11 protein-coding genes are annotated in these 12,180 nt (G+C 75.9%); 4 read left to right on the top strand and 7 right to left on the bottom strand.

The window, feature by feature from the left end:
• Positions 1-9 precede the first annotated feature (9 nt).
• Positions 10-321 carry an MGMT family protein gene (locus KBX06_RS02995; protein ID WP_210832580.1) on the bottom strand — a complete coding sequence of 104 codons (312 nt, stop codon included), beginning with the start codon at positions 319-321 and terminating at the stop codon, positions 10-12.
• A 13-nt stretch (positions 322-334) separates the two neighbouring features.
• Between KBX06_RS02995 and proB the strand changes: the two genes are divergently transcribed.
• Together proB and KBX06_RS03005 are read left to right on the top strand one after the other, a co-directional pair.
• Positions 335-1,492 carry a glutamate 5-kinase gene (gene proB, locus KBX06_RS03000; RefSeq protein ID WP_210832581.1) on the top strand — a complete coding sequence of 386 codons (1,158 nt, stop codon included), beginning with the start codon at positions 335-337 and terminating at the stop codon, positions 1,490-1,492.
• Between the two features lie 71 nt (positions 1,493-1,563).
• Positions 1,564-2,808 carry a glutamate-5-semialdehyde dehydrogenase gene (locus KBX06_RS03005; protein WP_210832582.1) on the top strand — a complete coding sequence of 415 codons (1,245 nt, stop codon included), beginning with the start codon at positions 1,564-1,566 and terminating at the stop codon, positions 2,806-2,808.
• A 103-nt stretch (positions 2,809-2,911) separates the two neighbouring features.
• On the opposite strand, the gene KBX06_RS03010 is transcribed toward KBX06_RS03005, so the two are convergent.
• From KBX06_RS03010 to KBX06_RS03035, 6 genes are all read right to left on the bottom strand, one after another.
• Entirely contained in the window at positions 2,912-3,733 is an 822-nt protein-coding gene (locus KBX06_RS03010) for a prenyltransferase/squalene oxidase repeat-containing protein (RefSeq protein ID WP_210832583.1), read from the bottom strand.
• Between the two features lie 99 nt (positions 3,734-3,832).
• Entirely contained in the window at positions 3,833-5,014 is a 1,182-nt protein-coding gene (gene moeZ / locus KBX06_RS03015; RefSeq protein ID WP_210832584.1) for an adenylyltransferase/sulfurtransferase MoeZ, read from the bottom strand.
• A 110-nt stretch (positions 5,015-5,124) separates the two neighbouring features.
• Positions 5,125-5,937 (bottom strand): DUF3152 domain-containing protein, encoded by an 813-nt coding sequence (locus tag KBX06_RS03020; protein WP_210832585.1) that lies wholly within the window; start codon positions 5,935-5,937, stop codon positions 5,125-5,127.
• Between the two features lie 136 nt (positions 5,938-6,073).
• Positions 6,074-6,916, bottom strand: a complete 843-nt coding sequence (locus KBX06_RS03025) for a DUF3152 domain-containing protein (RefSeq protein WP_247685160.1) — start codon at positions 6,914-6,916, stop codon at positions 6,074-6,076.
• A 110-nt stretch (positions 6,917-7,026) separates the two neighbouring features.
• On the bottom strand, positions 7,027-8,001 hold the full coding sequence (locus KBX06_RS03030; RefSeq protein WP_210832587.1) for an alpha/beta fold hydrolase: 975 nt from the start codon (positions 7,999-8,001) through the stop codon (positions 7,027-7,029).
• Between the two features lie 34 nt (positions 8,002-8,035).
• Positions 8,036-11,098, bottom strand: coding sequence for a hypothetical protein (locus tag KBX06_RS03035; RefSeq protein WP_210832588.1), 3,063 nt, complete (start codon positions 11,096-11,098; stop codon positions 8,036-8,038).
• Between the two features lie 145 nt (positions 11,099-11,243).
• Between KBX06_RS03035 and KBX06_RS03040 the strand changes: the two genes are divergently transcribed.
• Together KBX06_RS03040 and KBX06_RS03045 are read left to right on the top strand one after the other, a co-directional pair.
• The gene (locus KBX06_RS03040) at positions 11,244-11,882 is read left to right on the top strand and encodes a TetR/AcrR family transcriptional regulator (RefSeq protein ID WP_088998297.1); all 639 of its coding nucleotides are present in this window, start codon (positions 11,244-11,246) and stop codon (positions 11,880-11,882) included.
• Between the two features lie 65 nt (positions 11,883-11,947).
• Entirely contained in the window at positions 11,948-12,175 is a 228-nt protein-coding gene (locus KBX06_RS03045; RefSeq protein ID WP_088960194.1) for a DUF3107 domain-containing protein, read from the top strand.
• Positions 12,176-12,180 lie beyond the last annotated feature (5 nt).

A 12,180-nucleotide genomic window follows, 5' to 3' on the forward strand; every position in this document is an offset into this window, starting at 1 on the left:
TGGCGCCGGTCACATCCCCTCCTCGGGGGACCAGCTCGCCCGCATGTCCGCCCCGGGGCCGCGCAGCGGCGTCCCCTCCGCGCGCAGCCGCTCCCGCGCCTCCCGCTCGTGACCGGGTGGCAGACGGCCGGCCGCGTTCACCACCCGGTGCCAGGGCACACCCCCGCCGTGCCGGGCCATGATCGAGCCGACCAGCCGGGCCGACGCCCGCCCCGAGCGGTCGGCCAGCGCGTCGGCGACCGCCCCGTACGACATCACCCGGCCGGGCGGGATCCGCTCGACCAGTTCCAGCACCGCCTCGACGTACTCGTCAGGTCTCACGACCGGCCACGATATGAGAACGCGCCGGGGCACGCCGGGGCCGACCCCGCAGAATGGGCGGGTGCGCGACGTAGTCACGGCGGCCCGGCGGGTCGTCGTCAAGATCGGATCCTCCTCGTTGACCACCGCCGCCGGCGGGCTGGACGACGGGCGGGTCGACGCGCTCGTCGGCACCCTGGGCACGCTCGCCGCCGAGGGCCGGGAGGTCGTCCTGGTCAGCTCCGGCGCGATCGCCGCCGGCCTCGCGCCGCTGGGGCTGTCCCGGCGTCCGCGCGACCTGGCCACCCAGCAGGCCGCCGCCAGCGTCGGGCAGGGCCTGCTGATCGGCCGGTACGCCGCCGCCTTCGCCCGGCACGGGCGCACCGTCGGGCAGGTCCTGCTCACCGTCGACGACGTGACCCGGCGGGCGCACTACCGCAACGCGTACCGCACCCTGCGCAAACTGCTCGACCTGCGGGCGGTGCCGATCGTCAACGAGAACGACACGGTCGCCACCGAGGAAATCCGGTTCGGCGACAACGACCGCCTGGCGGCTCTCGTCGCGGCCCTGGTCCACGCCGACCTGCTGGTGCTCCTCTCCGACGTGGACGCCCTCTGGACCGGCGACCCCGCCCGCCCGGGCTCCAGCCGGATCAGCGAGGTGCACGACGAGCGGGACCTGACCGGGGTCGCCATCGGCGGCACCGGCCGGGCCGGCGTGGGCACCGGCGGCATGGTGACGAAGGTGGAGGCGGCCCGGATCGCCACCGGATTCGGCATCCCGGTGGTGCTGACCGCCGCGCCGCTGGCCGCCCCGGCGCTGGCCGGCGAGCCCGTCGGCACCCTGTTCCACCCGAGCCGCCGGCGCCCGACGGCCCGGCTCTTCTGGCTGGCCCACGCCACCTCGCCCCGGGGGCGGCTGCACCTCGACGCGGGCGCGGTCGCGGCGGTGGTGGGCCGGCGCAAGTCGCTGCTGCCCGCCGGCATCACGGCCGTGGACGGGGCGTTCACCGCCGGCGACCCGGTCGACCTGGTGGACGCCGGGGGCACGCCGGTCGCCCGGGGACTGGTCAACTACGACGCGGTCGAGCTGCCGGGGCTGCTCGGCCGGTCCACCACGGAACTCGCCGCGGCGCTCGGCCCGGCGTACGAACGGGAGGTCGTCCACCGCGACGACCTCGTACTGCTGTAAGGAAGGGCACCTTGTTAACGGATTCTGTATAGCAAGGGGCCCTTCCTAACCACTGAGGAGTGAGTGCGGCGATGAGCGTGAGCGAGCAGGCCCGGCAGGCGCGTACGGCGGCGGAGGCGCTGGCCGTCGCCACCCGTACGGCGAAGGACGCCGCGCTGGTGGCGATGGCCGACGCGCTGGTGGCGCGTACGCCGGAGATTCTGGCCGCCAACTGCGCGGACCTGGCGGCCGGGCGCGAGGCCGGGCTGAGCGCGGCCGTGCTGGACCGGCTCGCCCTCGACGCGGGGCGGGTGGCCGGCATCGCCGACGCGCTGCGGCAGATGGCCGCGCTGCCGGACCCGGTGGGCGAGGTGGTCCGGGGCTCGACCCTGCCCAACGGGCTGGAGCTGCGCCAGATCCGGGTGCCGTTCGGCGTGGTGGGCATCATCTACGAGGCCCGGCCGAACGTGACGGTCGACGCCGCCGGCATCTGCCTGAAGTCCGGCAACGCGGCGCTGCTGCGCGGCTCCTCGTCGGCGGCCCACTCCAACGCCGCCCTGGTCGCCGTGCTGCGGGACGCGGTGGGCGACGCCGGCCTGCCGGCGGACGCGGTGCAGCTGCTCGACGCCACCAGCCGCGACTCGGTCAAGGAACTGATGCGCGCCCGTGGCCTGGTCGACGTGCTGATCCCGCGCGGCGGCGCGTCCCTGATCCGCACGGTGGTCGAGGAGTCCACCGTGCCGGTCATCGAGACCGGCGTGGGCAACTGCCACGTCTACGTCGACGCCGCCGCCGACCTGGCCAAGGCCGTCGCGATCGCGCTGAACGCGAAGACCCAGCGGCTTTCCACCTGCAACACCGCCGAGTCGCTGCTCGTGCACGCGGCGGTCGCCGACGCCTTCCTGCCGCCGGTGCTGGCCGCGTTCGCCGAGGCCGGCGTCACGGTGCACGGCGACGACCGGGTCGCCACCCACTCCACCGCGGTGCGACCCGCCACCGACGCCGACTTCGCCACGGAGTACCTCTCCGCGGACATCGCGGTCGCCGTCGTCGACTCGCTCGACGCGGCGGTCGCCCACATCCGGCGGTACGGCACCGGGCACACGGAGGCGATCGTCACCGACTCGACCACCGCCGCCCGGGAGTTCGTGGCCCGGGTGGACGCCGCGGCCGTCATGGTCAACGCCTCGACCCGGTTCACCGACGGCGGCGAGTTCGGTTTCGGCGCCGAGATCGGCATCTCCACCCAGAAGCTGCACGCGCGCGGGCCGATGGGCCTGCCCGAGCTGACCTCCACCAAGTACGTGGTGACCGGAGACGGCCACCTGCGCCGCTGAGCACCGCCGCTGCGTGCCCGAACCAGAAGCGTCGCGCTCACCCGGGTCGCGGGAGACAGGAGGCGGTCAGCAGGTCGCGGTCAGCCGCGGGCGCAGGCCGCGGTCAGAGGCAGGCCCGGAGCGCGCTGAGCGTGGTGTGCACGTCGAACTGGTGCCCGTCGTCGCTCTCCCAGCCGCCGTCGGTGCGCTGGGTCTCGGCCAGCCGCCGCCGCGCCCGCGCCAGCAGCCACTCGTCTGCGTCGATGCCGACGCGGCGCAGCGTCGCGGCCAGCCAGGCCACGTCGCCCGGGGACAGCGCCGGCACCCGCTCGGCGAGGATCACCTGGATCCGCGCCGCCTCGTGGAACATCTGCTGCCGGTGCAGGACCGCCGCGCTGAGCCAGCCGGCGGGCAGGAAGGACGGCCAGCCACCGTCCGGGCGCAGCCGGGCGACGAGCGACTGCGCGGCGGCGTGCACGACGCCCGCGTACGCGCCGCCGACCCGGTGGTCGAGCGGGCCGGACGGCCGCGCGTCCAGGCCGGCTACGGTCAGCCAGAACCCGGCGTTCGCGGTCAGGTGGAACGCCGCCTCGGGGTCGCCCGGCCGGGCCCACTCGGGGGCGACGTCGGCCAGCGCCGGGTCCTCCTCCCAGCCACCGTCGGGCAACTGCCGCGCGGCCAGCCAGTCCAGCGCCCGGCGGGCGGCCGGACGGCCGAGCGCGCCGAGATCGTCCAGCTCGGACAGGCGGAAGCAGGTGGCGTCCACGGAGGAGACCGCCCCGTCCAGCGTCGCCGGCCAGCCGCCGTCGGACGCCTGACCGACCTCCGCCGCGTCGAGCAGTTCGGCAGGGGGCGGCGCGTTGGTGCGCAGCCGGGACAGCCGGGCGCGGTCCACCGCGTCCCCGTGCGCCACGACGAACCCGACCGCGGCATCGATGTCGACCACGACGGCAACGCTACCTGCGGGAACGTGATCGCGCCTCGGCGAATCGGCCGAGGTCGCGAGGGGCCGGGGACGGCCTGCCGCGACCTCGGCCGGTGCCGGTCAGTACGCCGGCAGCGACGGATCGATCTGCTTGATCCAGGAGAGCACGCCGCCCTGCACGTGCACGGCGTCGCGGAAACCGGCCGCCTTGAGCGCGGCGAGCGCCTCCGCCGAACGGACCCCGGACTTGCAGTGCAGCACGATCTGCCGGTCCTGCGGCAGCTTGGCCAGCGCCTCGCCCGAGATGATCTCGCCCTTGGGGATCAGGGTCGCGCCGGGGATCCGGACGATCTCGTACTCGGCGGGCTCGCGGACGTCGACGAGGAAGATGTCCTTGCCCGCGTCCTGCCACTCCTTGAGCTCCAGCGCGGTGATGGTCGCGTCGACCACCGCCTCCTGGGCCTCCTCCGACACCGCGCCGCAGAAGTCCTCGTAGTCCTCCAGCAGGTCGGTGACCGTGGGGTTCTCGCCGCAGAGCGCGCAGTTCGGGTCCTTGCGGACCTTGATCTTGCGGTAGCTCATCTCCAGGGCGTCGTAGACCATCAGCCGGCCGACCAGCGGCTCCCCGATGCCGGCGAGCAGTTTGATCGCCTCGTTGACCTGGATGGAGCCGATCGACGCACAGAGCACGCCGAGCACGCCGCCCTCGGCGCAGGAGGGAACCATGCCGGGCGGCGGGGGCTCCGGGTAGAGGCAGCGGTAGCAGGGGCCGTGCTCGGCCCAGAACACCGACGCCTGGCCGTCGAAGCGGTAGATCGACCCCCAGACGTACGGCTTGCCGAGCAGCACCGCCGCGTCGTTGACCATGTAGCGGGTGGCGAAGTTGTCGGTGCCGTCGACGATCAGGTCGTAGCGGGAGAAGATGTCCCGCACGTTCTCCCGGTCCAGCGCCGTGTTGTGGATCTCCACGTGCACCAGCGGGTTGATCTCGCGGATCGAGGCGGCGGCCGACTCGGCCTTGGCGCGGCCGACGTCGGAGACGCCGTGGATGATCTGGCGCTGGAGGTTGGACTCGTCCACGGTGTCGAAGTCGATGATGCCGAGCGTGCCGACCCCGGCGGCGGCGAGGTACATCAGCGCCGGCGAGCCGAGACCGCCGGCGCCGACACAGAGCACCCGGGCGTTCTTCAGCCGCTTCTGCCCCTCGACCCCGACGTCCGGGATGATCAGGTGGCGCGAGTAGCGGCGGATCTCGTCAACGGTCAGCTCGGCGGCGGGCTCGACGAGCGGGGGCAACGACACGGTGGACTCCCCGGGATCGGCTGAAGGCGAACCGGGCCATTGTCGCTCGCACCGGCCTCGATCGGCCATGAGGAGCGACACGTCGCCCGAACTGCGGGAAGGGGAATAACTCAGGTGCCGGGGACGACCTCGCCGTCGTAGCGGGAGCCGTCGACGTACGGCCAGGCGTTGGCGGCGCAGCCGTCCAGCCCGTACGTCTGCTGCTGCATCACCGGCGCCGGCTCGCCGGGGCCCGGGCAGGCCTGGTGCTCCTCGCCCAGCTCGTGGCCCACCTCGTGGTTGACCACGTAGGCGCGGTAGATCGCCAGCGGCGCCCCGTAGTCGGGGACCGCCTGCAGCCAGCGCGCCAGGTTGATGATCACCTGGCCGGGGAGCCGGCAGGAGGTGTGGCCCCCGGTGCTCAGCCCGCCCTCGGCGCACATCCGCTCGGAGGTCTCCGGGGTGGCGAGGTGGACGGTGAAGTCCGCGTCGTCGGCCTGCGCCACCCGCCGCAGCCGCAACTCCTCCGAGGCGATCCAGCTCCGGGGATCGCCCAGCACCTCGTCGACGGTGGCGGCGAAGGAGTCGACGTCCTGACCGGTGCCCTGCTCCACGGCCACCCGGTAGTGCAGGAGCGGCCCGTCGGTGCCCCGTACCGGGGACTCGCCGGGCGCCGTGGCGAAGTCGCCCGTACCGGTGCGGGGGTAGGTGGCGGGGCGGGGCTGCCCGTCCGCCCGCGCCGCGTACGACGTGCGGCCCCCGTCGGCGGTGGCCGGCGCGGTCGCGCGCTCGCCGGCCCGGGCCAGCGTCACGGTGGCGGTGGCCGCCAGCAGCAGGAGTACGCCGAGCCCCACCACGCGCCGGTCCCGCAGCGGGGCCGACGGTCGGGACGGGGTCGGGCGGCGGGCCGGACCAGGCGGGTCGCAAGGGGACGACGACGTCATGAACCGAGCGTGCCACACGAATCGGGCATTACGCCCGCATAACACGAATGCCGCTCATCCCACCGCGGCGGCTCCGACCGTTCCTCCTGCGCCGCACCCGTTCGCCGGACCGCACTCGTCGAACGACCGCCGCCGGTCAGAGCCGGGGGCCCGCGTACCGGCGACCGTCGCGGTACGGCCAGGGGTTGGCCACGCAGCCGTTGAGGAAGAGCGTCTGCTGCATCATGACCGGCGCCACCCGCCCCCTGCCGGGGCAACGCTCGTGCCGGTGCCCCAACTCGTGCCCGACCTCGTGGTTCACCACGTACGTCCGGTAGACCGAGAGCGGCACCTTCGCGCTGACGAAGTGCGGCACCGACAGCCGCCAGCGCTCCAGGTTGATGATCACCTTGTCGGGCGCCCGGCACGACGTGTAGGGCCGCCCGCCCACCCGGATGTCGACCCCTCCGGCGGCACACAACCGGCCCGCCGTCCTGGGCGTGGCGAGATAGACGGTGAAGTCGTGCCGGGAGGCGGCACCCACCTGCTGCAACCGCAGTCCGCCGTCGACCCAGCTCCCCGGCCCGGCGAGCGCCCGCTCGACGGCGGCGGCGAACTCGCCCGGGTCCTCCCCGGCGCCCGACTCCACGGCGACCCGGTAGCGGCGCAACGTGCCCGCGTCACCCAGCACCGGGCCCGTCCGCTCGTCGTAGTCGAAGCTGCTCCGGCCCGCCGACGGCACCGGCCCGGGCAGCCGGAGCACGGCCGGCGGGGGCGCGGCGGCCGAGGGCGACGCGGCGGGCGACGACGGCAGCGGCGAGGCCGCTCCCGGCGCGAGCATGGGCGCGGGGGCCAACTCCTCGGCGGTGAACGCCTCCGCCCCGACGTCGGCGCGCCGGTCGGCGATCACCACCACCGCCGCGCCGACCGCGAGCACCAGCGCGGCCAGCTCCACGAGCCGCCGCCGACGCGCCGGACGGCGGTGTCGAGCGCGGGTCAGGTCCACGCCGCCGTCCCGGGCGGGTGATCCGGCCGGGGTACGACGGCGGCCCTCGGCGGGAGCCGGGGCACGACGGGCAGGGGTGGGGCGACGGGCAGCGGACATCCCGGTCAGCCTGCCATGTCGGACCGCTCGGCGGTGTCCCCCGTCTCGGTGAGCAGGCCCAGCACGGCCCGGGCCACCAGGCGCGGCACCTCCAGCTGGGCCACGTGGCCGACGTCGTCGAGCATCAGCAGCCGACTGTCGGGCACGACGCGCGCCGTCTGCGGGGCCACCCGCACGTCCACCAGCCGGTCGGCCCGGCCCCCGACGACCAGGGTGGGCGCCGCGACCGTCGCGGCGAGCCGCCACAGCGACCCCGACCCCGGCAGGTACGACCGCAGGAAGCTGGAGACCAGCCCGCGGAACGTCCGGACGTACGCGGCGGCGTAGTGCGGGACCTCGTGCCGCACCCGGATCTCCTCCAGCGCCTCCTCCCGGCGCTGGTCGCAGATCCGGCTGAGGTCGGCGACGCACGACTCCATCACCTGCTGGGCCATCACCTCGGGCGCGATCTGGGCCAGCCGCCAGGCGGCCAGGCGCTCGCCCCGGGGGATCGCCAGCAGCGGCAGCATCCGGCCCTGCAACGAACGCCGGAAGTCCAGGAACGGCAGCGCCGGGGAGATCAGGGTCAGGCTGCGGACCAGGTCCGGCCGCACCCCCGCCACCTGCACCGAGATCGCCCCGCCCAGCGAGTTGCCGAACAGGTGCACCGGCCCCCGGCCGGAGTGCTCGATCCAGCGGATCACCCGGTCGGCGAAGGCCGGGACGGTGTACCGGCGACCCGGCTCGCTGCGGCCGAACCCGGGCAGGTCGATGGCCTGCCCGTCGAGACGGTCGGCGAGCAGGTACGCCAGATCGGTCCAGTTCTGCGACGAGCCGCCGAGCCCGTGCACGTAGAGCGCGGGCTCGGCACCGGGCGTGCTGGCCGGGGTGTCCCGCACGTACGTCACCGTGCCGTCGAGGCGTACCTCCCGCCCCGGCCAGGGCGGTGGCACGCGGTGCCCGGGAAGCAGGTGGTCCGGCCGAAGGGTGGCGCGCTTCATGACTCCAGTCTGCCCGAGACCGCGCCCGGGGCGCTCAGGCCAGCAGCGCCTCGAGCCGGCGGTTGACCGCGGCCAGGGTGGCCCGGACGACCGCCTGCCGCGGGTCACCGGCGACGAGGGCGGAGCCGACGAGCTGCTCCACCCAGCCGTCGCAGACCAGCAGCACCACCACCGTGGCCACGTCGCAGTTGCCGAAGGGCACCACGGCGGCGTGCTCGACGAAGCAGCGCCCACGGTCGGGACCGGCGTCGGAGGCGCGCTCGCCGCCGCGCAGCAGCTCGTCGACCGCCGCCGCAGCGGCCACCGCGCAGAGCCGCAGCACGTAACCGTCGACGGCCGGCCCGGTCGCGTAGCCGGCGGCGCTCTCCCCGCCGGCGAGCAGACGCACCTCCACTGTGGCGTCGAGCCCGAAGGTGCTCACCTGGACGTGGTCGATCACCACCCGGGGACCCACCGCGCCGCCGGTGTCCAGCGGCCGGGACGGCGCGGTCTCCGTCGTCGTCACCTGCCCACCGGAGTACGACGTGCCGGCGGTCGCCGGGGCACCGGACGCCGCCCCGGCCGGGGCGGCCGAGACGGAGCCCGGCTCCTCCACGGTGGCGCGGCCCCGGTGCGGTGCGGCGGGCTGCCGGCGTCGACGCGGGGCCTCGGGCTCCGCCTCGGGACGCGGTTCGGTGCGGGCCGGCGGGGTCTCCGACGGGCTGCCGGCCACCCTGCCGCCCGACACCCGCGGCCCGGCGGAGGACGGCTCGGCGGGGCGCGCTGCCAGGCCCGGTGACCTGGGGTCGGCGCCGCGCGGCTCGGCCGACCGCCGGCGCACCGGCGGGGCGGGCGCGGCCGGCATGCCGGGCAGGTTCTGCGGCGCGGCGGCCAGCCCCATCCGGTCCTGGAGCAGGCGCGCGACCTGCCGGCTCACCTCGGCCGGATCGGCCCCGTCGGCGAGGTCGAGCCGCAGGCTGTGCGCGCCGGCCGGGGTGCGGCGCAGCGCCGCGTCGCGGACGCCGGCCACGCCGCGCACGGCGTCGAGGATGGCGTTGACGTCGAAGCCCTCCGGGCGCTCCCGCAGCGGGGCGGGCTCGTCGTCGCGGCGCAGGTGGGTGGCGATGCGGGCGAGTTCGGGGGTTTCGGCGGGTGGCTCCACGGCTGGCGGCTCCGGCACGACGGGCACGTCCGGCTCGGCGGGGACGCGCTGCGGCAACACCGCCGACGCGGGGTCCGACGCCTGGTCGGCGGCGGCCGGCGGGGCCGTCGGCACCGGCTCGGGGGCGGATCGACGGGCCGCGTAGGAGGGTGCGCTCGTCGGGGCGGGCGCGGACGGCTCGCGGCCACGCCGCCCGAACCCGCCGCTGGCGGCCTCGGCGGCGGAGGGCTGCGGACCGAGCGGGGAACCGGGGGCCGGCTCCGCGCTCTCCGGCCGGAGCCGGAACGGCCTGGTCACCCGCTCCGGGGTGTCCTCGGCGCGGGGCGGCGCCGCCTCCGGGGCGTACGCGAGCGGGGGCGCACCCGTCGGCGCGGGGACGGACCCGCCCGCCGCCCAGGCCGGTCGATCGGTTGGGGCGGACGGTTCGGCCCCGGGCCCGACCGGCCGGTCGGCGGGGGCGGACGGTCGCTCGTACGACGGGCGGGACACCGGCGCGGTCTGGGCGGCCTCGTAGGGGCGGCCGGACTCGCGGGGCGGCTCGTAGGGCCGGGCAGGCTCGGCGGGCAGCGGCTCGTACGGCCGGTGCGGTTCACCGGCCCAGCCCGGCTGCTGTTCCTCGCGGGCCCGGCGCCCGACGGGCTCGGGTTCCTCCCGGGAACGCCGACCGACCGGTTCGGGTTCCTCCCGGGAACGCCGACCGACGGGCTCGGGTTCCTCGCGGGCCCGGCGGCCGACGGGCCCGGGCTCCTCGCGGGCGCGACGGCCCGCCGACTCCGGCTCCTCGCGCGACCAGGGCGGCGCCCACGCGGCACCCCAGCTCGGGCGGTTCCAGTTCGGGCCGGTCCAGTCCGGCTCGGTAGTCGGCGGCCACTCGGCGGCCGACTGTCGCGGGCCGCCCGGTTCCGGGTCGGACGACGGTGCCCGGTCGACGCCCGGAGCGTGCTCCGCACCGGCCGCCGGCTCGTTGACCGGCGACCGGCCTTCGCGGGGGTCACCGGGGGTGCGGTCCTGGCCCGGCCCGCCGGGTGCGCGGCCCTCGCCGTACTCCCCCGGTGCGCCGCCCGTCGCCGCGGCGACCGGTTCGGGGCCCCGGTCGGCACGGAAGGGGCGATCCGCAGCCAGCGCGCGGTCGACGCCGGTGACCCGGTCGCCACCGGCCGCGCGGTCGGCGGGGACGGCGTCGACCGGGTGCTCGGTGGACGGACGCTCGGTCGGCGGCGGCAGGGGGCGTTGGTCGTGGGCCGGTGACTCCGGCGGGAAGCGGTCACTCCAACCGCGTTCCGTGCCGGCGGCCGACGGAGGTTCCCCGGCGGTGGCGCGGTCGACCGTCGGCGCGTGGAAGCCGGGCGGGACCTCGAAGCCGCTGGCGGCGGTGCCCACGGGCGGAACCTGGACGCCCGGGGGCGCCGACGTCGGCGGACCGGGTTCGGCCCAGTGGGCCTGGCGGCCGGTCGACGGGTCGTCGGAGGAACGCCGGACCGGACCGGACTCCGCTTCGTCGAACCCGCGCTGCGGACCCGGCGGCGGTTCGGCCGTCGGCGCCGGGCGCTGCGCGGGCACGACCAGCCGGTCGTTGCCGGGGTCGCGGCGCTGCTCGCCGTGGATGCCGGGCGGGGCACTCACCGGGGCCTGGCGGTTGACCGGCGCGTCGTCGACGGCGTGGTCGAGGCCGTTGACGCGGTGCCCGTTGACCCGGGTCGGCGGCTCGGCCCCGGCTGGCGGGCCGGGCATCGGTGCCGGCAGGTCGCCGTGTCGCGGCGACGAGGCGGCCCAGCCGGGGGTCTGCCCGGACGGACCCCACGCCGGCTCACGGGTGCCGGAGATCTCCCCGCCCCGGGCCCAACCGGCCGCCGGGGGCGCCCACCCGCTGCCGGAACGGGCCAGGTCGTCCTGCGGACCCGTCCCGTCGCCGTGCTCTCCCGGGGTGGCGGCACCGGGTTGCCCTGTTTCACTCACCGCGCGCTCCTTGGTCGCCCCCGCTGAGGCTACCGTGTGGTGACAGTGGCGATAAGTTACGGCGGCGGGCCAATTCCGCGACGGGCCCCGGGCCCTGACCGGTTCGGGTGAAATGCCGGCTCGTACGAAGAACTCGGAGGTTCCCATGACCGCTGTGGGGAACGGTGCCCAGACCGCCGGCCGGCCCACCCGCCTGCCCCGCTCCGCGCGCCGCAAGCAGTTGCTCGCCGCGGCCCAGGAGGTGTTCGTCGCCCAGGGCTACCACGCGGCCGCGATGGACGACATCGCCGAGCGGGCGGGGGTCTCCAAGCCGGTGCTCTACCAGCACTTCCCCGGCAAGATGGAGCTCTACCTCGCCCTGCTGGACACGCACTGCGACGCGATCCTCGCGAAGGTGGACGACGCCATGCGCGGCACCAACGACAACAAGGAGCGCGTCGGCGCGTCGGTGCGCGCGTACTTCGACTTCGTCGACCACGAGAGCGAGGCGTTCCGCCTCGTCTTCGAGTCGGACCTGCGCAACGACCCGGCGGTGCGCCAGCGCGTGGAGCGGGTGGAGCAGGGCTGCATCGCGGCGATCACCGACACCATCATCTCCGACACCGGAATCAGCCGGGCGCACGCCGAACTGCTCGCCTCCGGCCTGGTCGGCGCGGCCGAGACCGCCGCGCAGTTCTGGCTGGCCCGCGGCCGGCAACTACCCAAGGCCGAGGCGGAGGCACTGGTCGCGGCGCTCTCCTGGCGGGGCATCGCCAGCTTCCCGCTGCAAGGCGAGTCAGCCTGAACATCCGGCCCCGAGATCGGATAGCCTTCCCATCGGCGGCTCTTTCGCCCGAATGAGGAGGCACAGTGGAGGTCAAGATCGGCGTGCAGTACGCGCCCCGCGAGCTGGTCCTGGAGAGCGCGCAGTCGCCGGCCGAGATCGAGCAGATCGTGACCGACGCCTTCGGCAAGGACGAGGGCACCCTCTCCCTGACCGACGAGAAGGGCCGGCGGGTCATCGTGCCGGTCAACAAGGTCGCCTACGTCGAGATCGCCGAGGCGTCGCCGCGCGCGGTCGGGTTCACCGTCCGCTGAGTGAT

This window comes from Micromonospora sp. C31, assembly GCF_018070575.1.
GTDB lineage: Bacteria > Actinomycetota > Actinomycetes > Mycobacteriales > Micromonosporaceae > Micromonospora.